This is a genomic window from Nocardia sp. NPDC004068 (assembly GCF_042874315.1).
GTDB lineage: Bacteria > Actinomycetota > Actinomycetes > Mycobacteriales > Mycobacteriaceae > Nocardia.
On record NZ_JBIAMW010000007.1, the window covers coordinates 180558 to 207279 of the forward strand.

A 26722-nucleotide genomic window follows, 5' to 3' on the forward strand; every position below is an offset into this window, starting at 1 on the left:
GCGTTACAAGTGGCACGGTCGGTGATGACCGGTGCTTCCGCCCGGTCCGGCGGAACGGGTCCAACAATAGCGGCTTCGATGCTCGAGTTCGGCAACACCTGCGATCACAACTCGGCGAGATCCTCCGTGCCCGTGCGCAACACGCCGCCGTACCGGGCCAGAGCCGCCGCCAGCTGCGCCGATTCCGCCGCGGCCGAACTGTCTGGCGACAGCCCCGAGCGCAACATCGCGCACGCCCATGCCAACGGGAGCAGCCCGTGCTCGCGGGTGCGGTCGGCCACCTCCGCGGCGAGCGCGCGGGCGCGGTCGAGTTCCCCCGCGGCCGCGGCCGCCGCGGCGAGCAGTAGGCGGGACTTGACGCGGTGCCGGACCGAGGGCCCGGCGTCGGCGAGTTCGACCGCCCGCTCCGCCCGCACGCGCGCGGGCACGGGCGCGAGTCCGGGTGCGGCGAGCGCGGTTTCGGCCGCCACCCAATGCCAGCGCACCCGCGAACGCCAGCGGTCCGGCGAATCGCTCAGAATTTTCTGGCAACGTTCCAGCAGCCGGTTCGCGAGGGCCGGACGGGCCGTGCCGAGCGCGTCCGCGGCCAGTCCGGTCAACGCGTCGCAAACCGCTTCGGCGCGATCGGGATCGGCCTCGTCGCCGAGCCCGGCCGAGTCGCCGACCGCCAGCGCGAGCGCGCGGCCGTCGAGTGCGGAAGCCCGTGCGTGCCAACCCATTTGACGCAGCAGCGACGCCTCGGTGCTGGTCGCGAGGGAGGCGAGCACCGGGTCGGGGGTGTCGATCCGGACCGCGCGCAGCCGGGCGCGGGCGGCGGCGTATCGGCCCTGACCACCCAGGACGACCGCGCACAGCCAGGCGTCGACGGCGTCGCCGATCGGCGGCAACTCGGCAGCACCGAGACCCGGCCGGGCCCCGAACGCCGCGTCGGCGAACACCGTGTTTCCTCTGGACAGCAGCCCGCCCGGCGCTTTCCGCGACTCGTTCACGGCCCGCACTCTAGCGAGCCCGCCGCGGGGTCGGCACGAACATCCGGCAACCGGCCAGCGCCCCGAAAGCCGCGGCGGTGTTTCCATCACGTAAATCTGTCGTGGGCTATCACTCAGCACGAGGCTTAAGAATTCGTATGCTTTTCGGATAATTAACCTGGAGGCCTCGGCGCGGCCATCTACGGCTCGCCCCGATTGGCCGCATCGATGCACTTCCACGCATACCACGCCGACACCGGCCCGGGGCCCAGTTGGCACTTCTATCTGGAAAAATGTGTCGTGAACTGGGATTACCCCACAGATCACCGAACCCGGGCGCGACGGGGAGAAACCGGCCAACAGATCAGTATCACCAGCCGGGGCCCGGAAGTAAATAGCATGCAGGTTAAATCTGGGGTCTGCCGCTATTTCGATCGACGAAGGAGAAACTATTGACTCCATTTCGTCGTGCGTCCTAACGTACGTCATCGCCGTGGTTGGCGCCGCTCGAAATCAGGGCGACCACGAACTGCGATCACCGGACCTCCGGTGACAACGGTCCGAGCCCGATCTCGGCGGATCCACATCCGACCGCGCCCGTGCCCGGACAGACCGCTGCTGACAAAGCATCGCTCGACAACGCCGACGAGCTCGCACCACAAGGAGTTCTCATGCCCATGCCCACCCATCTCCCTGGTCCGAATGCCGACGTCTGGGACTGGCAGATGCGCGGTTCCTGCCGCGGGGTGGACTCGTCGGTGTTCTTCCATCCCGACGGCGAGCGCGGCCGGGCCCGCGCCCAGCGCGAGTTGCGCGCCAAGGAGATCTGCCGGACCTGCCCGGTGCTCATGCAGTGCCGCAGCCACGCCCTCAAGGTCAGTGAGCCGTACGGCATCTGGGGCGGAATGTCGGAGACCGAACGCGAGATGCACGCCCGGCGCAGCCGCCGCCGCATGACCGTCTGACCCGCGGCATCGTCGCCGTTCGGAAATTCGTCACCGCCGCGGGCCATCCATGGACCCGGGCGCGCCGAATGCCTAGCAAACACCCGGCCAATGTTGCGAGGCGAACACCTCGCCCACCTGTCGCCGCGTTTTCGGACTTCCGCGTGTCTCGGCGTGTCCTGGACAAATGCCGAGGGGACGTTTCGGATATGTCCGAAAACGTCTGAGCGCCAGGCAGTTTGCCGATACCCCAGCCGAGAGGAGGTCATAGCGGCACGCTAGGTTGGTGGCCGATGACACAGAATGGAGCGTTGTGACAACGCGGCCGCCGGCCGCAGAGGGCGACTCGTTCCAGGAGCAAGTCGGGGCGAGCCTGGACTCCGCGGTGACGGCACGCGCAGCCGAGAGCATCGAACTCGCCGAACTGCTAGCGCGGTGCGGACGAGGCGACCAGCACGCCTTCGCCGAGCTGTACGACCGTACCAGTGCTCGGGTGTTCGGCCTGGTCCTTCGCGTCCTACACGACCCCGGTTACGCCGAGGAGACCACGCAGGAGGTCTACCTCCAGATCTGGCGTACCGCAGCCAATTTCGACCCGGCGAAGGGTTCGGCGGTCACCTGGCTCATGACGCTCGCCCACCGGCGGGCGGTCGATCGCGTGCGCGCGGAGCAGGCCCATGCCCAGCGCGAGATCGCCTACGGGGCGACCGGACTGGGTAACGAATTCGACGAGGTCACCGAAGAAGTGGGGCGACGGCTCGAACAGCAGGCGGTGCTGGCCGGGCTGGCGACACTGACCGAAACGCAGCGCGAGGCGATTTCGCTGGCCTATTTCGGCGGACGCACCTATGCCGAGGTCGCCGCCTATCTGGGCGTAGGGTTACCGACTGTCAAGTCTCGTATTCGCGACGGATTGACACGACTCAAGAAGAGTTTGGGAGTGACGTGAGATGAACGAAAGCCAGATCGATCTCGCGCACACGGTCGCGCTCGGATCGATCGGCGACGAGGACCAGCGCGCGGTGCGGGAGCTACTCGACAGCTCGGATCCGGCCCTGCGCGCCGCTTTCACCGAGGAAGTGCAGCAGACCAGGGACGCGCTCGCCGAATTCGCCTCGGCGGCGGCGACCGCCCCGCCCGCGTCACTGCGTGATCGATTGCTCGCCGCGATTGCCGAAGACCTGCCCGCCAACCGCTCGCCGCACCCGTGCGGATCCAATCACCGCGGGAATTCCGCGACCAACCACTGAACGCTCCGAGAACACCACGGGCCGTTCGCATCCCGGATGCGAACGGCCCGTGTCGTCGTGGTCGGCTCAGTGCGCGTGACCGTGATGGTGGTCGTGCTCGTCCTCCTCGGCGGGCTTGTCGACCACCGCGCTCTCGGTGGTGAGCACCATCCGCGCCACGGAGACGGCGTTGAGGACCGCCGACCGGGTGACCTTGACCGGGTCCACCACGCCGTCGGTGATCAGATCGCCGTAGGTCAGGGTGGCGGCGTTGAAGCCGTCCTTGCCCTCGCCGACCTTGCTCACCACGACGGCGCCGTCGACGCCGGCGTTGCTGGCGATCCAGTACAGCGGCGCCTGCAGGGCCCGCCGCACCACGTCCACGCCGACGGCCTGATCGCCGCTGAGCGACTGCGCCAGCTCGGTCAGCTTGGCCGCCGCCTGCACGAGCGCGGTGCCGCCGCCGGGCACGATGCCCTCCTCGACCGCGGCCTTGGCCGCGCTGACCGCGTCCTCGACGCGGTACTTGCGCTCCTTGAGCGCGGTCTCGGTGGCCGCGCCGACCTTGATCACCGCGACGCCGCCGGACAGCTTGGCCAGCCGCTCCTCGAGCTTCTCGCGGTCCCAGTCGGAGTCGGTGGCCTCGATCTCGGCCCGCAGCTGGGCGATGCGCGCGTCGATGGCCTCCTGGGTGCCCGCGCCCTCGACGATCGTGGTATCGTCCTTGCCGACCACCACGCGCCGGGCCCGGCCCAGCTGGTCGAGGGTGGCCTCGCGCAGGGTGATGCCCAGATCCGGCTCGATCACCGTGCCGCCGGTGACGACGGCGAGGTCCTGCAGGAACGCCTTGCGGCGGTCGCCGAAGAACGGCGCCTTGACCGCGATCACCTTGATGGTCTTGCGAATCGCGTTGACCACCAACGTGGACAGCGCCTCGCCCTCGATGTCCTCGGCGATGATCAGGACCGGCTTACCGGACTCGGCGATCTTCTCCAGCAGCGGCAGGAAGTCCGGCAGCGAGGAGATCTTCTCCCGGTGCAGCAGGACGTAGGTGTCCTCGAGGACGGCCTCCTGCTTGTCCGGGTCGGTGACGAAATACGCCGAGAGGTAACCCTTGTCGAACTGCACGCCCTCGGTGACGGCGAGTTCGGTGTGCAGCGTGGAGGATTCCTCCACCGTCACCACGCCGTCCTTGCCGACGACGGTCAGCGCCTTGCCGACCATCTCGCCGATCTCGGGGTCGCGCGAGGAGACCGTGGCCACCTGCGCGATGGCCTGCTCGCCGGAGACCGGCTTCGCGGCGGCCAGCAGCGCCTGGGAGACCGCGTCGGCGGCCTTGCTCATGCCCTGGCCGAGGGCGATCGGGTTGGCGCCCGCGGCGATGTTCTTCAGGCCGCCCTTGATCAGCGCCTGCGCCAGCACGGTCGCGGTGGTGGTGCCGTCGCCGGCCACGTCGTTGGTCTTGGTGGCGACGCTCTTGACCAGCTGCGCGCCCAGGTTCTCGAACGGATCCTCGAGGTCGATGTCACGCGCGATGGTGACGCCGTCGTTGGTGACCGTCGGGCCGCCGAAGGCCTTGGCCAGCACGACATGTCGGCCGCGCGGGCCGAGCGTGACCTTGACGGCGTCGGCGAGCTTGTCGACGCCGCGCTCCATCGCCCGACGAGCCTTCTCGTCGAACTCGATCTGCTTTGCCATGTGTGGATTCCTTTGTGGGGGTTGACGCGAACTGCCCCGATGCCCCACGTGGGGACACCGGGGCAGGGCCGGGTTACGGCGCGATCACTTGTCGACGACGGCCAGCAGGTCGCGCGCGGACAGGATCAGGTACTCCTCGCCGTTGTACTTGATCTCGGTGCCGCCGTACTTGCTGTAGATGACGGTGTCGCCTTCCTTCACATCCAGCGGAATGCGCTTCTCGCCCTCGTCGTCCCACCGGCCCGGACCGACGGCGATGACGGTGCCCTCCTGGGGCTTCTCCTTCGCCGTGTCGGGAATGACCAGGCCGGAGGCGGTCGTCGTCTCGGCCTCGTTGGCCTGGACGAGGATCTTGTCCTCGAGCGGCTTGATGTTCACGCTCGCCACGTTGAGCCCTCCACTTTCAGGGGATTCGGTCGTCCGGGGCCGTTCCCCGGACTCACGGTTCGGTCATGGTGTTGACCCTGGGCATAGCCCCGTCGTCGCGGGTGCCGGGACCCCTGCTCAGTAGTCAAGCTGGCATCTGAGCACATCCAGTGCCACCTAGCACTCTATACAGGAGAGTGCCAGCGCTCAAGGGCGGGTAGTGCTGGAGATCGGGGACCGCCCAACGGTAGCGGGATGTGCATCCGACCAGTTCGGCGCGGGTGCGCGAAAAGGCAATGGCGCAAACGCGACACGCCTTCGGTACGTAGCAATTGATCTCGAAAAACTGTAACGTTCGGATAACGGATTGTGACACTATGGACGGCGGCTCCTGTGATGTCGCGCCCCGCGCCTCGTCACGCCGCCCGCCGAGCACTTGACAACTGCTTCACCCCACGCGCGACACCCCTCGCGCATGCCTGAGACGAGAGCAAGACCGCTAGTGAGCTCCGGATCCGCTGCTCGGGCCTTCCGCCGACAACGCGGAGGTTCGTGCTGTCCGTTCGGGATGGTCGGCGACACCGTGACCATCCGCTCGAAGGGAGGTGAACATGCGAACATCCCTCGGCATCTCCGCCGGGAACGAGGTGGTGTGCTCGGCCCTGGTCGGCACATCGCCCAATGGCACCCAGAGTTTCGATTATCGAGTCGTCACGGCGGACATGGCGCATTCGGATCTCGGTGAGCTCGTGGTGTCGTCGATCGAGTTGATGACCACCCAGATGCCCCGCGAATTCCTGTACCCGGTGGCGACCCACAGCGGAATTCCGTTGTCCCGCACCGACGCCGCGACCGGTGGCCCCGCCGCGATCGCGGTGGCCTACCGCGACCGCGAGCAGGCGGTCGCCATCCGCGCGGCCATCGGCAGGCAGCGCCGCGATGTGCAGCTGATCCCGGAATCGACTGCGGCCCTTACCTATCTGCGGCACACCGGCCTGCTCGACCGCTACGACACGGTGGCCGTGATCGACCTCGGCGCGTCCGGGATGAGCGTCACCGTGGCCGATCTCGTCGACGACACCGTGCTGCGCTGCGAGCGCACCCCGGCGATCAGCGGCGACGCCGTCGACGAGCTGATCTACCACCACCTGCTCGACTGTCACTTCGCCCGGCGCGGCACCCGGCCCAACCGCAACACGCTGATCAACCGCAGCCGCGTCGCCAAGGAGCATCTGTCCATCGCGCCCGCGGTCACCATCGATCACGTTGCGGGACAACCGCTCAAGCTCACCCGCGCCGACTTCGAGGAGCTGATCGCCGATCTGCTGCACGAGGCCGCCCTGTTCGCGTCGGCGGTGTTCACCCGCGCGCCCAAGGAGCCGCAGGCGGTCGCGGTCATCGGCGGCGGCGCGAACATCCCGGCCGTGGTCGCTCGCCTGGACAAGTTGCTGGAGCCGCGCGTGTACAGCGTGTCCGAGCCGGAGGCGGTGATCGCGAAAGGCGCTGCGCTGATCGCGGATTCGGCCCAGCCCTCGGCCCTGCCCGCGATCGGGCTGGGCAACGAGGGGTCCACCGGCACCTTCACCAAACTCGTCGGCACGCTGGCGGGCGCGGTCGTGGTGGTGGGCCTGGTCGTCGGCTACGGCGTCAAGGAGCTGGTGCCCGCCGCCAACCACGACGTCACCCCGGCCGGTACCACCGACACCGGTCAGCTCACCCCGTCGGCGGTGCCGTCCCCGACCTCCAGCGCGCCGACGTCGACCACGACACCCGGCCCGAGCCCGACGCCGAGCCCGAGCGGCCGCCCGGCCGAATCTGGCACGACACCGGCCACGACGCCCGGCGGCACCGGCCGCCCGCCGACCACGATCGCCCCACCCCTGCGCCCCGACCCGAATCTCCCGCAGATCCCGCTGCCGGATCTCCCCCGGCTCCTGGGCCCGATGCTCGGCACCGCCCTCCAGGACGGTCCGACACCCCGGCCCAATGCCCAACGGGCGCAGATCCTTCCGCAGTACCACCCCGGATCCGCCATCGAACCAGTGGTCGTCCCGGCACCCTGACGGGCACGGTCGACGAATTCGACCTGCCGGTCCCGGTCGCCTCGACAGGCACGGTCCGAGTCCCCTTGCCGGGGACGGTCAGCGAATTTGGCTCGTCGACACCGGCAGCCCCGGGTCGGTGGCCACCGTCAGCGGAGAGGGCTTGGCGCCGCCCGCGATCACGTGGGCACCGAGGGTCGCGATCATGACGCCGTTGTCGGTGCACAGCCGGGGCTTGGGCACCCGCAGGGTCAAACCGGCCGCCGCACATCGTTCCTCGGCCATCGAGCGGATGCGGGAGTTCGCCGTCGCGCCGCCGCCGAGCACCAGCGTGTCCACGCCGACGTCGCGGGCCGCGCGGACCGCCTTCATGGTGAGCACATCCGCGACCGCCTCCTGGAACGACGCCGCGATATCCGGGATCGGCAGCTCACCGCCGTCCTTGTGAACGCCCTCCACATAGCGGGCGACCGCGGTCTTCAGCCCGGAGAAGGAGAAGTCGTAGCGCGGGTCCCGGGGACCGGTCATACTGCGCGGGAACGCGATCGCCCGCGGATCCCCGTGCGCCGCAGCGGCATCCAGGGCCGGACCGCCCGGAAAGCCCAGCCCCAGCAGCCGCGCCACCTTGTCGAACGCCTCCCCCGCCGCGTCGTCCACGGTGCTGCCCAACTCCACGATGGGCTCGGCGAGATCGGTGACCCGCAACAGATGCGTGTGCCCACCGGAGACCAGCAGCGCCACGCACGGCGGCATCGGACCGTGCTCGAGGGTGTCGACGGCGACGTGGCCGCCCAGATGATTCAGAGCGTACAGCGGCAGATCCCACGCCGCCGCATAGGCTTTCGCGGCCGCGACCCCGACCAGCAGCGCCCCGGCCAGCCCGGGCCCGATGGTCACCGCGATCGCGTCGGGCCGCGCCACGCCCGCGGCGGCCAACGCCCGCCGCATGGCCGGAACGATCGCCTCGAGATGCGCGCGCGACGCGATCTCCGGCACCACACCCCCGAACCGCGCGTGCTCGGCCACACTCGAGGCGACCTCGTCGGCGAGCAACTCACAGGTCCCGTCGGCACGATGCCGAACGATGCCGACTCCCGTTTCGTCACAGGAGCTTTCGATACCCAGCACGATCATGACAACACCCCGGTGTGCTGGCCCGTGCGCGCCGGGCGGCGCATGGTGAACGCGTCGGCGCCGCTGGGCTGGTAGTAGTTCTTGCGCAGGCCGATGATGTGGAAACCGTGCTTCTCGTAGAGCGCGATGGCCCCGGCGTTGTCGGTGCGGACCTCCAGGAACACCGGGCCGCCGCGTTCCTCGGCCGCGGCCAGCAGGGCGCGCAGCAGCAGTGTGCCGACGCCCGCGCGGTGCCGCAGCGGATCCACGCCGATCGTGTGCACCTCGGCCTCGGGATGCTCCCCGGTGCCCAGCAGCGCGACCCCGGCGTAGCCGAGCAGGTGGCCGGATTCGTCGCGCGCGACGACGTAACGATTGTGCGGGGCGGCCAATTCGGAATGGAAGGCCACCGCGGGCCACGGATCATCCTCGGGGAACAGCAGTTTCTCGAGTTCCACGCAACGCTCGACATCGGCCGGGCCCATCGGTTCGATACGCACGCCCACCCCGGTCCGCTCGCTCATCGCACCGCCTGATAGCTGCGTTCCACCGCATCGGGGCGGCGCAGATACAACGGCGCCAGGGCCTCGGGCGCGACCCCGGCCAGCAGATCCGCGGCCGCGCACGCGACCAGTCCCGCCGGGGACGGGGTCTCGTCGGGCAGCACGGGCAGGTCGAAAAGGTCGACGTGCGAGGCGGATCCGGCGATCACGGTGGCGTCGCCGGAATCGAGCTCGTTGGGTTTGCACACATCCGGCCCCTCGATCCGGCCGCCGCGACGGTAGCGGGCCCAGTACACCTCGCGGCGCCGCGCGTCGGTGACGACCAGCAGTTCGGCGTCCGCATCGGAGATCTCGCGCCACGCGTCGGCGGCGATGGCGTCGAGACTGCACACGCCGTGCACGGGCAGGCCGAGCGCGTCACCGAACGCGGCGGCGGTGGCCATCCCGACCCGCAACCCGGTGAACGGACCCGGGCCGACGCCGACGACGACGGCGTCGAGTTCGGTCCGCGACCGCCCGGCCGCCTCCAGACAGGCGAGGATCTGGGGCGTGAGCACCTCGTTGTGGGCCTTCGCGTCCACGGTCACCCGGGAGGCGAGGGTTTCGAGGGCATCGTGCTCCAGATTCACCAGTCCGGCCGTAACGGCGGGTGTCGCGGTGTCAACGGCGAGTACAAGCATGATTGGCTTCACGATACCGGTTGGTCACCCGACCGACGGCAACCGGTGAACTCAGGCGCGGCCGAGCCATTCCCAGGTGGCGGTGCGCACCTCGGAGTCGGGTTCGCGACGCAGCCGGACCAGCAGATGCCGATCGGTGAGATGCTCCACCACGCCCAGCCCCCATTCCACGACCACGACCGCGTCGTCGAGTTCGGTGTCCAGATCGAGCGCGTCGAGTTCGCCGAGATCCCCGCCGAGCCGGTACGCGTCGACGTGCACCAGCGCGACCGCGCCCGGCTGCGGGCCCGGCCGGTGCTGGCGGGCGATGATGAACGTCGGCGAGCTGACCCGCCCCTGCACGCCGAGCCCGGCCGCGATCCCCCGGGTCAGGGCGGTCTTGCCCGCGCCGAGCGGTCCGTCGAGCACGACCAGATCGCCGGGCCGCAGTGTCGCGGCGAGTTCGCGACCCAGCTCCTCGGTGTCGGTGACCGTGGGCAGGATCCGTTGCTCAGCCATGCGCGGCCTTCCGCCGGGCGCGTCGCCCCAGGGCGCCGCTGCGGACCAGCAGCCGATCGAGGGCCGCGTTCACCAGATCCGGATATTGCAGCTGCACCATGTGGGCGGCGTCGGTGACCCGGACCAGATCGGCGTCGGGCAGTTGCCGGGCCAGGGCGAGCGAGTTGCGGAACGGGATGACCAGATCGTGCACGCCGCCGAGGACGAGCGCGGGCAGCGGGGCCAGGGTGGGCAGCGCGGCCGATTCGTCGTGCAGCTCCAGGGCTTTCAGGAATTTCACGATCGTCGACACCGGCGTCCGATCGATCATGGCGGTGGTGAACCGGGACAGCGTCGGGCTCACCTCCCCGTGGAACGAGCTGACGTGCAGGAACGGCGTGATCACCCCGCGCGCGGTGACCCGCCCCGCCTGTGCCAGCGCGGGTGAGGCGAGCGTGACCGCGCGGAAGCCGTCGATGGCCGGATTGCGCAGCAGCTGAGCCACTCCCGCGGAACTCACCTCCGCCGCCGCGGTCGACAGCAGCGCCACCGCGCGCACCCGATCGGCGAACAGTTTGGGGAACTGCGCCGCCGCGGCCAGGACCGCCATGCCGCCCATGGAATGTCCGACCAGCATGATCGGCCCGCGCGGCGCGCACTCCTCGATCACCGCGACCAGGTCGCGGCCCAGTTGCGGCACGGTGCAGCTCTCGGTGCTCGGCGTCCCGGATCGGCCGTGGCCGCGCTGGTCGAAGAACAGCAGGCGGACCTTGCCGCCCCAGAGTCGTTCCAGATCGCGGCGCTGAAAGTGCCACGCCGCCATGGTGTTACAGAATCCGTGCACGAAAACGACCGTGGCCGTGGGCTTTTCGCCGGAGCATTCGCGCACCGCCAGCGTCACCCCGTCGTCGGCGGTGACGGTGCGCGCCGGGTCGCGATCGAGCAGGGTGAAGTCCTCGTCGCGCAGTTCGTCGCGGCGGGCGGGCCAGCTCACGGCCGCACCCATCCGGCGCAGCGCGTGCGCGCCCGCCAGGCCGCCGAGCACCCCGGCGGTCGCGATGCCGCCGCGGCGCATGGTGGTCCGGAACCTGCGTGAGCGTCGCGTATTCATCCCCTGTCCCCTTGCCGCGTTCCCACATAGCGTCGCACGACCCGGCCGCGAGGGAAACAGACGACCTCGTAGTTGATGGTGCCGAGGATGTCGGCCCAGTGCTGGGGGTGGGGATCGCCGGGGCCGAAGAGGATCGCGGTGTCGCCCTGGCGGACTCCGGCCGGATTGTCGCCGAGGTCGATGACGAACTGGTCCATGGAGATCCGGCCGATGCTCGGGTAGGTGTGCTCGCCGATGCGAATCCGCATGCGCCCGCCCAGATTTCGCGGCACCCCGTCGGCGTAGCCCGCGGGGACGAGGGCGACGGTGGTGTCGCGCGGGGCGATCCACTGGTGGCCGTAGGAGACGCCCTCGCCCGCGGCGACCTGTTTCACCAGGATGATGCTGGCGCGGAAGGTCATGGCCGGGCGCAGGCCGAAGTCGGAGACGGCGGGGACGGGTGAGAGGCCGTAGACGGCGATGCCGGGGCGGACCATATCGAAGGCGAGGTCCGGGCGGGTGAGGGTGGCGGGGGAATTGGCGAGGTGGACCAGTTCGGGTTGCAGCCGATGGTGTTTCGCGGTGGCGATGGCGTCGAGGAATCGGTTGCGTTGCAGGTCGATCGACGGGTGGCCGGGTTCGTCGGCGCAGGCCAGATGGGAGAACATGGCGCGGAAGCGAACGGCGCGCTCGGACACCAGGTTTCGCAGTAGCTCCAGCACGACCGGGTATTCGGTGGGTGAGACACCGTTGCGGTTCATGCCGGTGTCGAGTTTGAGCGAGACCGTGGCCGGGCGGCCGAGAGCTCGCGCGGCCTGTTCGATCGCCCGCAGTTGGGCCGCGGAGGAGACGCCGAGTTCGATGTCCTCGGCGATGGCGGCGGCATAATCGGCGTCGCGGGTGTTGAGCCAGCTCAGGATCGGGGCGGTGATGCCCGCGCGCCGCAGCGCCAGGGCCTCGCCGATATTGGTGACGCCGAGTTCGGCGGCGCCCGCGGCCAGCGCGGCACGGGCGACCGGGACCGCGCCGTGGTTGTACCCGTCGGCCTTCACGACGGCCATGACCGCGGCGTCACCCGCGTGCTCGCGCAGGACGCGCACGTTGTGGGCGATGGCGTCCAGGTCGACGACGGTCTCCACCTGCGGGTCGGCGCTACTCACGATTACCGATCCTGCCACTTCCGCTTGCTTGGAGTGCACTCCAGGTGAGTAGCGTGGCCGGTGGAGATTCATCCGACTGGAAAGAGGGACACATGAGCAAGGTCTGGTTCATCACCGGTGTGTCGCGCGGATTCGGGCGCGAGTGGACGCTGGCCGCCCTCGAGCGCGGGGATCGCGTCGCCGGAACCGCCCGTGACCTCGGCACCGTCGAGGACGTGGCGGCGAAGTACCCCGACACCTTCCTCCCCCTGCGGCTCGACGTCACGGATCGCGACGCCGACTTCGCGGCGGTGCGACAGGCCGCCGAGCACTTCGGCCGCCTCGACGTCGTCGTGAACAACGCCGGTTACGGCCATTTCGGCATGATCGAGGAACTGACCGAGGACGAGATCCGCGCCCAGTTCGAGACCAATGTCTTCGGCGCGCTGTGGGTCACCCAGGCCGCCCTGCCGATCCTGCGCGCCCAGGGCAGCGGCCATATCCTCCAGGTCTCGAGCATCGGCGGCATCAGCGCCTTCCCCAATCTCGGCGCGTACCACGCCTCGAAGTGGGCACTGGAAGGCTTCTCCCAGAGCCTCGCCCAGGAGGTCGCGCCCTTCGGCATCCACGTCACCCTCATCGAACCCGGCGGCTTCAGCACCGACTGGTCCGGCCCCAGCTCCCGCCACAGCACCGAGAACCCCGCCTACGCCGAAGTCCGGGAGGCTCGCAACCGCACCCGCGCCGCCGCCCGCCCCGGCGACCCCACCGCCTCGGCCCGAGCCATCCTCACCATCGTCGACACCCCCGAACCTCCCCTCCGCCTCTTCCTCGGCGAGGCCCCCCTGAAGATCGCCACCGCCGACTACGAATCCCGCCTGGACACCTGGCGCAAATGGGAGTCCCTCTCCCTCGCCGCCCAAGGCTGACACCCCCAGGCCCGGCACCCCAGCCGCACCCTTTATTCGCATCCGCACCCCTTTCCGGGCTCTGAAAGGGGTGCGGATCGGAACAAAGGGTGCGGCTGTGTTTGTGGGCGTTGGGGGTGTGGGGGTTTAGGAGGCTTGGGCTCGCAGGGTTTGGATGGCTGGGGGGATGTGGTGGAGGAGGGGGGTGGCGGAGATGGGGGCGCCGGGGCCGGGGTGGGCGTGGGCGGCGAGGTTGGCCGCGAGGGAGTGGGCTCGGGCGGCGGAGGCGGCGGCGATCGCGGGGGTGTGGCCCGCGGCCAGGAGGGCGCCGATCATGCCGGAGAGGATGTCGCCCGCGCCCGCGGTGGCGGACCAGGAGCCGCCCGCCTCGTTGACCAGGACCTGGCCGTTGGGGGAGGCGACGAGGGTCGCTCGGCCCTTGAGGAGGACCGTCACCTGCCAGGTTTCGGCGAGGTGGCGAACCGAGGCCACGCGGTCGGGGGTCGGGGGTTGGCCGGTGAGGCGGGCGAATTCGCCCGCGTGGGGGGTGAGGATCGTGGGGGCGGGGCGGTTGGTGACCAGGGTGGGGTCGGCCGCCAGGAGGGTCAGGCCGTCGGCGTCGACGACGACCGGGAGATCGGTGGCGAGGATTTCGGAGAGGCGGTCGCGGGCCGCGTCGTCGGTGCCCGCGCCGGGGCCGAAGACCCAGGACTGCACTCGACCGGTCTTCGAAACATCTTCCGCCGCAATGACTTCCGGGAAGTGTGCGAGCACTTCCCCGGCTCCGGTCCCCGCGTAACGGACCATGCCGGAGGTGGCGGCCACCGCGCCGCCGGTGCACAGGACCGCCGCACCGGGGTAGGCCGCGCTGCCCGCGCAGACGCCGGTGACACCCTGGGTGTACTTGTCGTCGTGCGGGCCGGGTACGGGCCAGTGGGCGCCGACGGCGGACGGTTCGAGGGCGGCGAGGATCGGCTCGGGCAGCCGCAGGCCGATGGGTACGAGTTCGATACGGCCACACCACGGGGCGGCCAGGGCGTGCACCGGCTTGTAGGCGCCGAACGCCACCGTCACATCGGCACGCAGGGCGGGCCCGTCCACCGCGCCGGTATCGGGATCGACTCCGCTGGGCAGATCGGCCGACACGATCGGAACCGCAACCGCCGCAACGAGTTCCGCGGCGCGCGGCCGCAACGGACCGTGACCCGAGATGCCCACGATCCCATCGACGACCAGATCCGGATCACCCAGATCCTCCCGCACCCGTCCCCCGGCGCGCCGCAATGCCGCGAGCCCTTCGGCATGCGCCCGCTCCGGCGACAACAGCACCGCCGACACCGCCACCCCGCGCCGCCGCAACATCGACCCGGCCCACAACGCGTCCCCGCCGTTGTCCCCCGACCCCACGAGCAGCGTTACCGACCGCCCCGCCACTCCCCCGGTCCGCTCCCGCAGCTCCCCCGCGACCACATCCGCCAGCCCATACGCCGCCCGCCGCATCGGCATCCCCGCCGGAACCCGCCCGAACAGCTCCGCCTCCGCGGCCCGTACCTCATCCGCAGTGAAGTAACCCCGCACCCGCATCACTCGCCTCCTCGAAGAGACCGCCCGTGCTCGCAGAGTACCGCTGTGCCGTTGGCACAACCGGTTGTGGAAGTGTCCATCCGAAGCAGGTTTCCGCCACGGTCGGTCTACGGGCTCACGCGGCCCGCAGACCCGGCCTCATCCACCCTCTCGGACCCGCCATGCTCCGGCCGGGACCACTCGTCGGTGGTACCACCACGCCACCATCCGTCGGCCGCACGCACTCATCCGGAACATCGTCGATACCGCCCCGCTCCGACCGCGTCCCGTCACGGGAGCACGATCCACCACCACGCTCCGGCCGCGCCCGCTCGTCGGGGCGCCAGGGACACCACCCGCTCCGGCCACCCTCACTCATCGGAACGCCGTCACACCCGCCGCGCTGCCATCCGGCCACACGTCGGGCCACGAATCACACCACCGTCCGGCGAGCAGTGGAGAGGACAGCGACACTCGTGAACACAACCCACCCCGACCAAGCACACCGGACCGCACCTCACAACCCTTATTCGCCCCCGTCTAGGGTGAGCACCATGTCGATCGGCGCTCACCGCGGAACAGCCAGGCACATCGGGATCGGACTCGGGGTGGTCGCCGCGGTATTGACGATGGCCGGATGTGGTTCGGACACAAAGACTTCCGCCCCGGTGTCCTCGACCACCGTGACGACCACCGCCTCGGACGCCCCGGCGGCACCCGCCAAACCCACCACCCTCACCGTCTCCGTCGACGACATGAAATTCACCCCCGCCACCCTCACCGCGAAGGTCGGCGACACCGTCACCTGGAAGTTCTCCGACAAATCCCCGCACGCGGTGCAGGGCATCGGCGACGCCGCCATGGGCATCAACAGCCCCATCACCGGCCACGGCGAGTGGAGCTACACCTTCACCGTCCCGGGCACCTACCGCTACCTGTGCCCGCTGCACCCGGACATGCGCGGCACGATCACGGTCCAATAACCCACGCCCCCAACGTTTCCCAAACCCAGCCGCACCCTTTGTATGGATCCGCACCACTTGCAAGGTGTGCGGATCCACGCAAGGGGTGCGGCTGGGTTGGGTCAGCGGGTGGTGGCGGTGGTGTTCAGGGCTTCCACGGCCGAGACCAGGGGGGCCAGTTCGGGGTCTGCGGCGGCTTGGCGGAGTTCGGAGGAAAGGGCGTCGTCGTGGGTGGGGCGGGCCTGTTCCAGGAGTGCCAGGCCGGTGGCGGTGACGTCGGTGTAGATGCCGCGCCGATCGTCGGGGCACAGGTAGCGCTGGAGCAGGCCGCGGTCCTCGAGGCGGGTGACTAATCGCGTCGTCGCGCTCTGGCTCAGGGCCACCGACTCGGCGACCTGGTTCATCCGCAGATGCCCACCCGGTCCGCTGTGCTGTCGGCTCAGCACCACGAGCAGCGAGAATTCGCGCACGCTCAAGCCGTGACCCGACTGTAGGGCGCGTTCGATGCGCGATTCGATGCGATCGTGCAGCACCGACAGGGCGTACCAGCCGTCGGCGAGGCCGGTGAGCGCGGCGTCCGCGGTCATGTGTTCCTCCTGCGTGGGGTCCGCCTCCAGGATAACCATCGCCCGGAAACAACATGCGCTTGCATCTAACAGGCGTGTGCAACTATTGTCTACGCCTGTAATACTCGTACGCATTGCTTTGGGAGGCGCATCCATGCCGCTCGCACTGCTCGCCCTGACCGTCGGGGCGTTCGCCATCGGCACGACCGAATTCATCGTGGTCGGCCTGCTCCCGGGAATCGCCGACGGCTTCGGCGTCTCGATTCCGACCGCCGGATGGCTGGTCAGCGGTTACGCGCTCGGCGTGCTGGCCGGCGCGCCCGTGATGACCGGACTCGGCACCCGCGTGTCCCGCAAGCGCATGCTGTTGATCAGCCTGAGCCTGCTCATCGGCGGTAACGCGCTCTCGGCGGCCGCACCGAGTTTCGGGCTGATGCTCACCGGGCGGATCGTGGCGTCGCTGGCGCACGGGGCGTTCTTCGGGATCGGATCGATCGTCGCGGGCAGTCTGGTCCGACCGGATCGCCGGGCCGGGGCGATCGCGATGATGTTCACCGGTCTGACCGTGTCGGCGATCGTCGGCGTGCCGCTGAGCACGCTGCTGGGTCAGCACTTCGGCTGGCGACTGGCGTTCGCGCTCGTCGCGGTGGTCGGGGCGATCGCCTTCGCCGGGGTGGCCGCGCTGGTTCCCGATCAACCCGCCCAGCCCGGGGCCCGGCTGCGGAAAGAGCTTGCGGTGCTGCGTAATCCGCAGGTCGTCCTCGCCATGGCGATGACCGTGCTCGGCTTCGGCGGCGTCTTCGCGGCGCTCACCTATCTCGCGCCGATGATGACCGATGTGACCGGTTACGCGGAGAGTTCGGTCACCTGGATCATGGCCCTGTTCGGCGTCGGCTTCCTCATCGGCAACCTGCTCGGCGGCCGCTACGCCGACCGGCACCTCATGCCGATGCTCTACCTCACCTTGACCGGCCTCGCGCTGGTGCTGGCCCTGTTCACCGTCACCGCGCACAACAAGTTCGCCGCGGCCGTCACCGTAATGCTCATCGGCGCACTGGGTTTCGCCACGGTCCCACCCCTCCAGAAGCGCGTCCTCGACTACGCCGCCACCGCCCCCACCCTCGCCTCGGCCCTCAATATCGGCGCCTTCAACCTCGGCAACGCCCTAGCCGCCTGGCTCGGCGGCCTGGTCATCGACGCGGGCTTCGGCTACCCGGCCACCAACTGGGTCGGCGTCGCCCTCTCCGGCAGCGCCGTCATGCTGGCCGTCGCCTCGGGGCTGTTGGAGCGACGCGAATCGCGCGAGCCTTCGAGCGAAGACCTTGTCGGCGTTGGCAATTGATCGGAGCGAGTAGGCTCTTGCCCGAAAAAGCTTCGGGCACAAGCGGTTAGCCGCCGAGCCGAGGCACACGGGACGGGGCCAGGGGCGGCAGCGAAGATCCGAGCGAGGGCACAGCGCAGGTCCAGACGACGAACCGTCAAGGGCGAGAAGAAGATCCGAGACGACGACAGGACCCAAGACGAAACGGGCGCGAAGCCAGCCCCTTACTCCACGGTGACCGACTTCGCCAAGTTGCGCGGCTTGTCGATGTCATACCCCCGCGCCTGAGCCACCTCGGCCGCGAACACCTGCAACGGCACCGTCGACAACAACGGCTGATACAACGTCGGCGCCGCCGGAATCTCGATCAGGTGATCGGCGAACGGCCGGACGGTGTCGTCGCCCTCCTCCGCGATCACGATCGTGCGCGCCCCCCGCGCCTGGATCTCGCGGATATTGCTGAGCAGCTTGGAGTGCAGCACCGCGCGGCCCTTCGGGGAGGGCATGACCACGATCACCGGGAGGCCCTCCTCGATCAGGGCGATCGGGCCGTGCTTGAGTTCGCCCGCGGCGAAGCCCTCGGCGTGCATGTACGCCAGTTCCTTGAGTTTGAGCGCGCCCTCGAGCGCGACGGGGTAGCCGACGTGGCGGCCGAGGAACAACACCGTGGACTGATGCGCGAACTGCCGCGCGATGGCCCGCACCTGGGGCGCGGTCTCGAGGACCCGCTCGACCAGCTTCGGCATCGCCTCCAGCTCGGCGAACTCGCGGGCCACCTCGTCGGGGTACTTGGTGCCGCGCGCCTGGGCCAGGGCCAGGCCCACCAGATAGTTCGCGGTGATCTGCGCGAGGAACGCCTTGGTCGAGGCGACGCCGATCTCCGGCCCGGTGCGGGTGTAGAGCACGGCGTCGGACTCGCGCGGGATCTGCGCGCCGTTGGTGTTGCAGATGGCCAGCACGCGCGCCTTCTGATCCTTGGCGTGCCGCACGGCCTCCAGCGTGTCGGCGGTCTCCCCGGACTGCGAGATCGCCACCACCAGCGTCGAACGATCGAGAACCGGGTCCCGATAACGGAATTCGCTGGCCAGCTCGACCTCGACCGGCAGCCGGGTCCAATGCTCGATCGCGTACTTGGCCAGCAGGCCCGCGTGATACGAACTGCCACAGGCGACCACGAAGACCTTGTCGAATTCGCGCAGTTCCTGATCGGCGAGCCGCTGCTCGTCCAGCACGATCCGGCCCTCGGCGAAATGCCCGATCAGGGTGTCGGCGACGCCGCCGGGCTGCTCCTCGATCTCCTTGAGCATGAAGTAGTCGTGCCCGCCCTTCTCGGCGGCGGCCAGATCCCAGTCGATGGTGAACGGCCGGGTCGACACGCCGTCCTCGCCGTGGAAGTCGGTGACGGTGTAGCTGTCGGCGGTGATCACGACGGCCTGGTCCTGACCCAGTTCGACGGCCTCGCGGGTGTGCTCGATGAACGCCGTCACATCCGAGGCGATGAACATCTCGCCCTGGCCCACCCCGACCACCAGCGGCGTCGAGCGCCGCGCGGCCACGATCGTGCCGGGATGATCGGCGTGCGTGAAGACCAGCGTGAACGCGCCCTCGAGCCGCCGCAGCACGGCCAGCGCGCTGCCCACGAAATCGCCCGCGGTCGGGCCCGCCGCGTAGGCGCGCGCGACCAGATGCACCGCGACCTCGGTGTCGGTGTCGCTGCGCAACTCGACCCCGGCCTCCTCGAGTTCACGCCGGAGCGGGACGAAGTTCTCGATGATGCCGTTGTGCACGACCGCGACCTTGCCGGTGGCGTCGCGATGCGGGTGGGCGTTGCGGTCGGTCGGCGCGCCGTGCGTGGCCCAGCGGGTGTGGCCCATGCCGGTGCTGCCCGCGAACGCCGCGGCGCCCGACGCGCCGAGTTCGGCCTCCAGATTGGCCAGGCGGCCGGCCTTGCGTTCCACCGCGATGCCGCCCGAGCCGTCGAGGATCGCCACCCCCGCGGAGTCGTATCCTCGGTACTCCATGCGGCGCAGCGCGTCCACGACTACGCCCAGCGCGTCCCGGTAACCGACGTAGCCCACGATTCCGCACATGGGTACTCAGCGTACTGGGCGGCGGCGCGGACGCGCATCGGACGGCGACGCGCGGTGTGTGCCGGGGTGATCGGTTAAGTTCGAGTCCGTGTCGGCGTCTGTGAAATCGCTCCTGAGCTCTCTGGCCGGTCCCGGACCACACCGGGTCATGCGCGGCAACCTGGGCATCACCGGTCAGCCGGGGGTGGTGTTCACTCCCGAGAGCGGGCTGAACCTGCCCGCGGTCGTCTTCGGCCACGGCTGGCTGACCGGGGTCGGCAACTATCGCAAGCTGCTCGAGCACCTCGCGTCCTGGGGTTTCGTCGCGGCCGCCCCCGATACCGAGCGCGGGCCGATTCCGTCACATCTGAACCTCGCGACCGATCTGCTCACCACGCTCGACATCTGCAACGGAGTTCGCCTGGGCGACGGCAGGATCAGCGTCCACCCCGACCGCCTCGCCCTGGCCGGACACGGCATGGGCGCGGGAGCCGCCGTCATCGCGGCCGCCCAACGCAAGGTCGCCGCCGTCGCCGCCCTCTACCCCGCCCCCACCGCCCCCTCCGCCGAATCCCTAGCCCCCGACATCGAAACCCCCGCCCTCATCGTCGCCGGAGCCGCCGACCTCGACTCCCTGAGCTGCAACGCCGTCCCCCTCGCCGCCGCCTGGGGCGGCCCCGCCATCCTCCGCACGATCGACAAGGCCTCCCACAACGGCATCATCGAGGGCCGCCGCGCCCTCGCCGCCCTCGGCGCGAGCAAACACGAGCCCCGCACCGAACGCACCACCCGCGCCGTGCTGGTCGGCTACCTCGTGCACCAACTCCTCGGCGACAAGACCTACAAGCCCTTCGCGGACCCGGAAGCGGTTGTGCCGCATACGCAATTGGTCGATCCGCACGCCGCGCCGGAGCCGGAGGTGGAGGCGCCGTCGAAACGGCAACTGTTGCAGGCTGTTCAGTTGTTGCGGAAGTAGGGGCGATTGCCTGGTGGGGGGTGGGGCGGTACGGTCAGGACCAGGTGAAGGGGGGCCGATCCGGTCGTCCTGTGCGACAGTCGAATCGAGAGGGTGCGATGAGCAGGTGGGGAAATTCGATTCCCGGTGCGGTCGCGGCGGCCTTGGTCGTGACAGTGACCGGATGCGGATCGCACTCCGACGGTCCTCCGACGGCTGATTCCCCGCAGGCCTCGTCGACCAGGCTCGCGCCCGCGCCAACAGCATTCGATCCGTGCTCCATTCCGCAGTCCGTGCTCGACACGGAGCAGCTGCACAGCCGGATCAGCGCGAACTCCGATGGCAGCGGCGGTACTCAGTGGCGCGGTTGCCAGTGGGTTGTATCGGACGGCTATGCGGCCTCCATCCGAACGACCAACATCACCTTGCAGATGATCCGCGAAAATCGCGCATTCACCGTGGCGGAAGAACTCACGATCGGCGGGCGCCCGGCACTGACCTACCACGACAACGACGAGCCCGACACCAAGCACATCTGCATCCTCAACGTCGACCTCAAGGGAGGGAGCGTGGAGTTCTCGCTGGACAACCCGGCCTCGAATCGGAAGACCGGCAACATGGACACCTGCGAACTGGGGAAGAACCTCGCCGGTAAGGTCGTGCCCCTGATTCCCGCATCCGCCTGAGGCCGCCGAGCGTTACGCCGCTCCGTCACGGGAGGAGACCTGCAATGACCGATGACAAACCCTCGGCACCGACGCCGTTGGAGGCGCTGATCAAAGAGGCCGAGGCGGGTCACCTCAGGGTCCGATTCAACTCCGACGTGCGTTTGAACGCCGAGGAATTTGCCTATATCGATCGCGACTGCGCGGCCTTCAAGGACGCGATCCGGCAGCTGCAACTGATCGCGAGAAACCTTGCTCATCAAGAACATTGGGGGCTCGGTGAGGATCAGGACATTCTGCCGTCGGCTCGCATTCTGGTCCATCGGTTCCGGGCGAAGGCGGGCTCGGTGAACGGGAGTGGCGATGCGGGCGACAACAACCTGTACAACATATTGGACCAGCACTACAAGATCGTCGACGACCTGCAACAACTGCACCGCACGATCGCGCAGAAGTACATCGAAGCGGATCAAGAGTTCGCGGCCAGGTACAACGAGGTGTCGGCAAGTATGCCGCCCAGCAAGATCCTCCCAGGCCTGGTCCAAGGACCGATTCAGCAACCGGACGGTAAATGGCGATGACGATCCCCAACGAACCCCCGCAGATATCCGGCGGTGAAAATCCGGACGCCCTCGAGCACTGGGCTATCTATCGAGCCTTCAACCCGCAGAACACGTCCGACGCCTATACGGCGGCCGGGAACTATCAAAGGCTCGCCGCAACGTGGGAAACCACCGTTACCGAATTCGCCACGCGCATACGGCGTTCCAGCGCCGCCGCCTGGGAGGGCCCCGCCGCCGAAGCGTCCCGCCAGGCCATCGACACCTACGCCCAACGAGCCCTCGACTTGGCCCCAGCCCTGAGTGCCTTGTCCCAAACGGTCACCACCGCGGTAACCGGCGTCGACAACACCAAAGCCAACGTAACCGAACCCCACAACTCCGTAGGCTGGCACTTCTGGAACCCCGACGGCTGGGGTAACGGCCCCCGCTCCCGCAAGTCCATCGACGCTGCTCGCGATCACGCCCGCGAGGCCATGCGCAACTACTACCTCACCGATTTCAAGACCGCCGACAGCCGGATCCCCGTGCTGCCGCAACCCGTCAGCCCCACCAACCCGCTGTACACGGCCGAGATAGCGGGGCGCAACGGCGGCACCGACGACGGTGGGGGTAAGCCGAGTTCTGGGCCGAATCCGGGGGATAGCGGGGGTCATTCGGGTGACGGTCCCGTCCCGGGATTGGACGAGGTCGATCCCGGGCGGGACGCGCCGAATCCCTCCGGCGATCACGCGACGCCGACCGATCCCGCCTCGGTTCAGCCCGGCGGTACCGGCATCGATCCCGCCTCCGCGACGGGCTCGGATCATGGGGCCTCCACTCGTCCCGCCGGAATCGGTTCGGGCGCACCGGGTTCCGGTGGCGGGGGCGTGCCGGGTACCGGCGGCTTCCCCGGCGGGGGCGGGGGCTCGGGGGGCGGATCCTCGGTCAACGCGCCGGGCCGGAGCGTGCCCGGGGCGCCGGGAGTCGGCACACCGGCGGCGGCCGCGGCCGCGGCGCGGGCGGGGAACCCGGGGACGCCCGGGATGGGCCTGCCCGGAATGCCCGGCGGCAGAGGCAAATCCGAGGACGACGAGAACACGCACGACACCCCCGACTGGCTCAAGAACATGGACAACACCGAGGAGCTCCTCGGGAAGCCTCCCCGGACCATCCCGGGCGGTGTGATCGGAGGCGACCACGATCAACCCGAACCACCGCAGCGGTAGCCGCACGACAGGACAGACACGAATGCCCGAATGGGATTGGGATCCGGATGATTTCGCGGTCCTGTGGTACAGCGACGCGAACGATCGGTTTCCGCCGCTGATCTCCTACACCAGCCGATTCCCCAGCAACGACGAGGTGGCCGCGCACCGGACGGCGGTCCGCGCGCGCTACGACGCCGAGGAAACCCAACTCATCCGGCTCGCCTTCCACACGCTCACCAATTGCGAGCTGCGCGTCGAGATCCTGGGCAGCTCCACGACTCTCGGCAAGGGGGTGCCGCGCGAGTACCGCATCGTGGGCGCGCGCGACGCGAATCACGCGGTGCTGGTGACCCAGACCGCGGGCGACGACAGTCACGGCCGCATCCGCTGCCGCCTGTTCCCCACCGAGCAACTGGCCCCGCGGCTCGCGCACATCCTGCCGACGTTCCCGGCGGGGACCGCGCAACCGGCGACCTTCCACCTCGCGGACGCCACCGACGCCGCCGGATATCGTCGGCTGGCGAAGCGCCCGGCCGACGGCGGCGGGGCGGCGGGTCTGCTGGCCGGATACCTCCACAACGCCGCCGAGCCCTGGTACACCGCCCAGTGGATCGACGTCGCCGACGACGGCCGCTATCTCCAGCAGTGCACCCGCGAACATCTCACCGTCCGCCCCGCCGGCACCGCGGACCTGACCGCCCTGTTCTCCGGCTGGTTCGATCAGGCCCTGCGCCGGCTGCGCGACGACGCGGACGAACCGTGGTGAACGGCTACGCGGAAACCGTTGTGACGAGCGTGGATTCGACCGGCGTCGGCGCGGCGGTGAGATCCAGTACGGGGCAGTGCTTTTCGACGGCCCGATGCAGTTCGGCGTAGCGGTCCGCCGATTCGGGTCCGGTCACGCGCACGGTCAGCCGCACCTTCTGGAAACCCGGCCGCACCGCGTCGTCGAGTCCGAAGAAGCCGCGCACATCCAGATCGCCCTCGGCCTCGATCGCGAGATCGGCGACGGCGATGCCGAGCCGCTGCGCCCAGAACCGGTAGGTGACGGTGTGGCAGGCGATGAGCGCGGCGAGGTAGACCTCCACCGGATTGGCCGCGGTGTCGTCGCCGCCCAGGCTCGGCGGCTCGTCCACCCGCACGGTGTGCCGTCCGGCCGTGACCACGGTCCCGACCGTGCCCTCGGGCCGGCCCGACGCGGCGAACACGACCGCGGCGTTGCCCGGATCCTGCGCGACCGCCCGCGCGGTCGCCTCGGTGATGTCGTTGAGCGCGTTGCCCACTTCTGTCGTCATCTCGGTGAGGCTAGGACGACGAGCCGGGCGCGAGGAGGGTTGTCGTCGCGCTGAGCGAAACGCGCTACTTGCCGATGTGGCCCTGATCGGTGCGCACCCACTCGGTGGTGCCGTCGGGGTTGTGATGGAATTCCCATGCGGCGTAATCGCCGTCGTCGTCGACGATCGAGACGTGGTCGGCGGTGCCGTCGTGGTCCATATCGGTCCAGACCTCCATGGCGTGCGCGCCGTGGACCGTCTCGGTGTCGGGGATGCCGTCACCGGTCAGGTCCTGCGTCGGATCGTGCAGTTCCACCGGGCCGAGGCCGCCGAGGTCGGAGTGCGCGTCGGCGTTCGGCAGATCAAGGCCCGGCAGATCGCCTGATGAGATCATGTGCGGCTCCTCGGGGACGTGCGTCGAGATGTCTGCCCATCCTATGCGAGCCGGGCCGCCCTCAGTACTTCGGAATGATCACCCACAGCACGAGATACACGATGAACTGCGGCCCGGGCAGCAGGCACGACAGCACGAACAGCAGCCGCACGATGCCGGCGTTCCAGCCGAAGTACCGGGCGATGCCGCCGCAGACGCCCGCGATCCACTTGTCGTCCGGCGTCCGGGTGAGGCGGCGGGTGGGGACGGTCATCGAATTCTCCTTCTGTCGAGGTACTCTTCCACTGTGCGCGAGGGCCGCCCGACGCCGCATCGGGCAGGGGACCGATCGGCACCCTGATTTCCGGCGGCCCGGCCTCAGGGTCGCACCCCGACCCCGGCACACTGTCGAGGTGACCACTCTGCACGCACGCGGGCTGTCGGCCGGGCACGGCGAACGCACCCTGTTCACCGAGTTGGATCTGGTGCTGGCGCCCGGCGACGTGATCGGCCTGGTCGGCATGAACGGCGCGGGCAAGTCCACGCTGCTGCGCATGCTCGCCGGGCAGCGCCCGCCCACCGGCGAGATCGTCCTCAGCCCGCCCGACGCCACCATCGGCTATCTCGCGCAGGAACCCGAACGGGTCCCCGACGAGACCGTGCTGGGTTTCCTGTCCCGGCGCACGGGAGTCGCCGCGGCGCAACGGATCATGGACGACGCCGCCGAACGGCTCGCCGACGGCGGCGCGGACGACTACTCCCCCGCACTGGAACGCTGGCTGGCCCTGGGCGGCGCGGATCTCGAACAGCGCGCCGCGGAGGTGGCCGCCGACCTCGGCCTGATCGACAGCCTCCCGCACGGCCTGGACACCCCGATGACCGTGCTGTCCGGCGGTCAGGCCGCCCGCGCAGGCCTGGCGTCGGTGTTGTTGTCGCGCTTCGACATCCTGCTGCTCGACGAGCCCACCAACGATCTCGATCTCGACGGCCTGGCACGGCTGGAACAGTTCGTCGCCGGGGTGCGGGCGCCGCTGGTGATCGTCAGCCACGATCGAGAGTTCCTGGCGCGCACCGTGAATCGCGTCGTCGAGCTGGATCTCGCGCAGCAGCAGGTCGGCAGCTACGACGGCGGCTACGAGTCCTATCTGGCCGAACGCGAGATCGCCCGGCGGCACGCCCGGGAGGCGTACGAGGAGTACGCCGACACCAAGGCAGCGCTGGAGAACCGCATGCAGACCCAGCGCAACTGGCTCGAACACGGCGTTCGCAACGCCCGGCGCAAGGCCCGCGATCCACGAAAGCTGGACTCCGACAAGGCCGGTCGCAAGATGCGCGCAGAATCCACCGAGAAGCAGGCGTCGAAGGTGCGTCAGACCCAGCGCCGCATCGAACGCCTCGACGCGGTGGAGGAGCCGCGCAAGGAGTGGGAGCTGCGCATGTCCATCGCGGCCGCCCCGCGCAGCGGATCCGTGGTCGCGACGCTCACCGGCGCCACGGTGCGCCGCGGCGACTTCACGCTGGGACCCGTTACCGCGCAAGTGGATTGGGGCGACCGCATCGTGGTCACCGGCGCCAACGGCTCGGGCAAGTCGACGCTGCTGGGGTTGCTGCTGGGCCGGGTGCGCCCGGACGAGGGCACCGCCACCCTCGGTTCCGGCGTGGCGATCGGCGAGGTGGATCAGGCGCGCGGGCTGTTCCGCGGCCCGGCCACCCTCGCGGCGACCTTCGGCGCGCAGATCCCCGACTGGCCCGACGCCGAGGTCCGCACGTTGCTGGCGAAGTTCGGTCTGCGCGGCCCACATGTGTTGCGCCCCAACGAAACCCTGTCGCCGGGCGAGCGCACCCGCGCCGCCCTCGCGCTGTTGCAGGCGCGCGGGGTCAACCTGCTGGTGCTCGATGAACCCACCAACCACCTCGACCTGCCCGCCATCGAACAGCTCGAGCAGGCCGTCGAATCCTTCCCCGGCACACTGTTACTGGTCACCCACGACCGCCGGATGCTGGACACCGTGCGCGCCACCCGCCGCTGGCACGTCGAGCGCGGCCGGTTGTCCGAGGAGTCCTGAC

Annotated in this window: 28 protein-coding genes; 13 read left to right on the top strand and 15 right to left on the bottom strand. The window is 69.6% G+C overall.

Annotated features, from left to right (window positions below; genetic code table 11):
• Positions 1–104: 104 nt before the first annotated feature.
• A complete protein-coding gene (locus ACFYTQ_RS19650) occupies positions 105–989 on the bottom strand; it encodes a hypothetical protein (RefSeq protein ID WP_387362643.1) in 885 nt (294 codons plus the stop codon).
• Positions 990–1639: 650 nt separating this feature from the next.
• On the opposite strand from ACFYTQ_RS19650, the gene ACFYTQ_RS19655 reads away from it, so the two are divergent.
• The 3 genes from ACFYTQ_RS19655 to ACFYTQ_RS19665 all read left to right on the top strand — a co-directional run bounded on the left by ACFYTQ_RS19655 (position 1640) and on the right by ACFYTQ_RS19665 (position 3162).
• Positions 1640–1933 carry a WhiB family transcriptional regulator gene (locus ACFYTQ_RS19655; protein WP_387362645.1) on the top strand — a complete coding sequence of 98 codons (294 nt, stop codon included), beginning with the start codon at positions 1640–1642 and terminating at the stop codon, positions 1931–1933.
• Positions 1934–2285: 352 nt separating this feature from the next.
• Positions 2286–2861, top strand: a complete 576-nt coding sequence (locus ACFYTQ_RS19660; protein WP_387363088.1) for a sigma-70 family RNA polymerase sigma factor — start codon at positions 2286–2288, stop codon at positions 2859–2861.
• A 1-nt stretch (position 2862) separates the two neighbouring features.
• Entirely contained in the window at positions 2863–3162 is a 300-nt protein-coding gene (locus ACFYTQ_RS19665; protein WP_387362647.1) for a hypothetical protein, read from the top strand.
• Positions 3163–3228: 66 nt separating this feature from the next.
• On the opposite strand, the gene groL is transcribed toward ACFYTQ_RS19665, so the two are convergent.
• Together groL and groES are read right to left on the bottom strand one after the other, a co-directional pair.
• On the bottom strand, positions 3229–4839 hold the full coding sequence (gene groL / locus ACFYTQ_RS19670; protein WP_387362649.1) for a chaperonin GroEL: 1611 nt from the start codon (positions 4837–4839) through the stop codon (positions 3229–3231).
• Between the two features lie 84 nt (positions 4840–4923).
• Positions 4924–5226: a co-chaperone GroES gene (groES, locus tag ACFYTQ_RS19675; RefSeq protein WP_195107235.1), complete on the bottom strand. Its 303-nt coding sequence runs from the start codon at positions 5224–5226 to the stop codon at positions 4924–4926.
• Positions 5227–5816: 590 nt separating this feature from the next.
• On the opposite strand from groES, the gene ACFYTQ_RS19680 reads away from it, so the two are divergent.
• The gene (locus tag ACFYTQ_RS19680) at positions 5817–7268 is read left to right on the top strand and encodes an Hsp70 family protein (protein WP_387362651.1); all 1452 of its coding nucleotides are present in this window, start codon (positions 5817–5819) and stop codon (positions 7266–7268) included.
• 78 nt (positions 7269–7346) lie between these two features.
• Here the strand turns inward: ACFYTQ_RS19680 and tsaD are convergent, their stop codons facing one another.
• The 6 genes from tsaD to alr are packed head-to-tail and all read right to left on the bottom strand — an operon-like array spanning position 7347 to position 12342.
• A complete protein-coding gene (gene tsaD, locus ACFYTQ_RS19685) occupies positions 7347–8381 on the bottom strand; it encodes a tRNA (adenosine(37)-N6)-threonylcarbamoyltransferase complex transferase subunit TsaD (protein WP_387362653.1) in 1035 nt (344 codons plus the stop codon).
• Positions 8378–8884: a ribosomal protein S18-alanine N-acetyltransferase gene (rimI, locus tag ACFYTQ_RS19690; RefSeq protein ID WP_387362655.1), complete on the bottom strand. Its 507-nt coding sequence runs from the start codon at positions 8882–8884 to the stop codon at positions 8378–8380. The genes tsaD and rimI overlap by 4 nt, the downstream gene beginning before the upstream one ends.
• Entirely contained in the window at positions 8881–9543 is a 663-nt protein-coding gene (gene tsaB, locus ACFYTQ_RS19695; protein WP_387362657.1) for a tRNA (adenosine(37)-N6)-threonylcarbamoyltransferase complex dimerization subunit type 1 TsaB, read from the bottom strand. Before tsaB ends, rimI begins: the two co-directional genes overlap by 4 nt.
• A 51-nt stretch (positions 9544–9594) precedes the next feature.
• Entirely contained in the window at positions 9595–10041 is a 447-nt protein-coding gene (gene tsaE, locus ACFYTQ_RS19700) for a tRNA (adenosine(37)-N6)-threonylcarbamoyltransferase complex ATPase subunit type 1 TsaE (RefSeq protein ID WP_387362659.1), read from the bottom strand.
• Entirely contained in the window at positions 10034–11131 is a 1098-nt protein-coding gene (locus ACFYTQ_RS19705; protein ID WP_387362661.1) for an alpha/beta fold hydrolase, read from the bottom strand. Before ACFYTQ_RS19705 ends, tsaE begins: the two co-directional genes overlap by 8 nt.
• Positions 11128–12342, bottom strand: a complete 1215-nt coding sequence (alr, locus tag ACFYTQ_RS19710) for an alanine racemase (RefSeq protein WP_387362663.1) — start codon at positions 12340–12342, stop codon at positions 11128–11130. The genes ACFYTQ_RS19705 and alr overlap by 4 nt, the downstream gene beginning before the upstream one ends.
• A 20-nt stretch (positions 12343–12362) precedes the next feature.
• Here alr and ACFYTQ_RS19715 point away from each other — a divergent pair, with 20 nt between their 5' ends.
• Positions 12363–13178, top strand: coding sequence for an SDR family oxidoreductase (locus ACFYTQ_RS19715; protein WP_387362665.1), 816 nt, complete (start codon positions 12363–12365; stop codon positions 13176–13178).
• 126 nt (positions 13179–13304) lie between these two features.
• Here the strand turns inward: ACFYTQ_RS19715 and ACFYTQ_RS19720 are convergent, their stop codons facing one another.
• Positions 13305–14735 (bottom strand): NAD(P)H-hydrate dehydratase, encoded by a 1431-nt coding sequence (locus tag ACFYTQ_RS19720; protein WP_387363091.1) that lies wholly within the window; start codon positions 14733–14735, stop codon positions 13305–13307.
• A 539-nt stretch (positions 14736–15274) separates the two neighbouring features.
• Here ACFYTQ_RS19720 and ACFYTQ_RS19725 point away from each other — a divergent pair.
• Positions 15275–15703, top strand: a complete 429-nt coding sequence (locus tag ACFYTQ_RS19725) for a cupredoxin domain-containing protein (RefSeq protein ID WP_387362667.1) — start codon at positions 15275–15277, stop codon at positions 15701–15703.
• 101 nt (positions 15704–15804) lie between these two features.
• On the opposite strand, the gene ACFYTQ_RS19730 is transcribed toward ACFYTQ_RS19725, so the two are convergent.
• Positions 15805–16269 carry a MarR family winged helix-turn-helix transcriptional regulator gene (locus ACFYTQ_RS19730; RefSeq protein WP_387362669.1) on the bottom strand — a complete coding sequence of 155 codons (465 nt, stop codon included), beginning with the start codon at positions 16267–16269 and terminating at the stop codon, positions 15805–15807.
• 133 nt (positions 16270–16402) lie between these two features.
• Between ACFYTQ_RS19730 and ACFYTQ_RS19735 the strand changes: the two genes are divergently transcribed.
• Positions 16403–17590 (top strand): MFS transporter, encoded by a 1188-nt coding sequence (locus ACFYTQ_RS19735; RefSeq protein ID WP_387362671.1) that lies wholly within the window; start codon positions 16403–16405, stop codon positions 17588–17590.
• A gap of 203 nt (positions 17591–17793) precedes the next feature.
• Here ACFYTQ_RS19735 and glmS read toward each other — a convergent pair whose 3' ends face one another.
• Complete coding sequence (glmS, locus tag ACFYTQ_RS19740) at positions 17794–19659, bottom strand: glutamine--fructose-6-phosphate transaminase (isomerizing) (protein WP_387362673.1); 1866 nt, start codon at positions 19657–19659, stop codon at positions 17794–17796.
• Between the two features lie 88 nt (positions 19660–19747).
• Between glmS and ACFYTQ_RS19745 the strand changes: the two genes are divergently transcribed.
• From ACFYTQ_RS19745 to ACFYTQ_RS19765, 5 genes are all read left to right on the top strand, one after another.
• On the top strand, positions 19748–20614 hold the full coding sequence (locus tag ACFYTQ_RS19745) for a dienelactone hydrolase family protein (RefSeq protein ID WP_387362675.1): 867 nt from the start codon (positions 19748–19750) through the stop codon (positions 20612–20614).
• A 98-nt stretch (positions 20615–20712) separates the two neighbouring features.
• Positions 20713–21279 carry a DUF3558 domain-containing protein gene (locus tag ACFYTQ_RS19750; RefSeq protein ID WP_387362677.1) on the top strand — a complete coding sequence of 189 codons (567 nt, stop codon included), beginning with the start codon at positions 20713–20715 and terminating at the stop codon, positions 21277–21279.
• A gap of 44 nt (positions 21280–21323) precedes the next feature.
• The gene (locus ACFYTQ_RS19755) at positions 21324–21839 is read left to right on the top strand and encodes a hypothetical protein (protein ID WP_387362679.1); all 516 of its coding nucleotides are present in this window, start codon (positions 21324–21326) and stop codon (positions 21837–21839) included.
• The gene (locus ACFYTQ_RS19760) at positions 21836–23026 is read left to right on the top strand and encodes a WXG100 family type VII secretion target (RefSeq protein WP_387362680.1); all 1191 of its coding nucleotides are present in this window, start codon (positions 21836–21838) and stop codon (positions 23024–23026) included. The genes ACFYTQ_RS19755 and ACFYTQ_RS19760 overlap by 4 nt, the downstream gene beginning before the upstream one ends.
• A 22-nt stretch (positions 23027–23048) precedes the next feature.
• Positions 23049–23774, top strand: a complete 726-nt coding sequence (locus tag ACFYTQ_RS19765; protein WP_387362682.1) for an ESX secretion-associated protein EspG — start codon at positions 23049–23051, stop codon at positions 23772–23774.
• Between the two features lie 4 nt (positions 23775–23778).
• Here ACFYTQ_RS19765 and ACFYTQ_RS19770 read toward each other — a convergent pair whose 3' ends face one another.
• From ACFYTQ_RS19770 to ACFYTQ_RS19780, 3 genes are all read right to left on the bottom strand, one after another.
• Positions 23779–24303 carry an OsmC family protein gene (locus ACFYTQ_RS19770; RefSeq protein WP_387362684.1) on the bottom strand — a complete coding sequence of 175 codons (525 nt, stop codon included), beginning with the start codon at positions 24301–24303 and terminating at the stop codon, positions 23779–23781.
• 64 nt (positions 24304–24367) lie between these two features.
• Entirely contained in the window at positions 24368–24676 is a 309-nt protein-coding gene (locus ACFYTQ_RS19775) for a DUF6802 family protein (RefSeq protein ID WP_387362686.1), read from the bottom strand.
• Positions 24677–24737: 61 nt separating this feature from the next.
• Positions 24738–24929: a PspC domain-containing protein gene (locus tag ACFYTQ_RS19780; protein ID WP_387362688.1), complete on the bottom strand. Its 192-nt coding sequence runs from the start codon at positions 24927–24929 to the stop codon at positions 24738–24740.
• Between the two features lie 139 nt (positions 24930–25068).
• On the opposite strand from ACFYTQ_RS19780, the gene ACFYTQ_RS19785 reads away from it, so the two are divergent.
• Complete coding sequence (locus ACFYTQ_RS19785; RefSeq protein ID WP_387362690.1) at positions 25069–26721, top strand: ABC-F family ATP-binding cassette domain-containing protein; 1653 nt, start codon at positions 25069–25071, stop codon at positions 26719–26721.
• Position 26722: the final 1 nt, after the last annotated feature.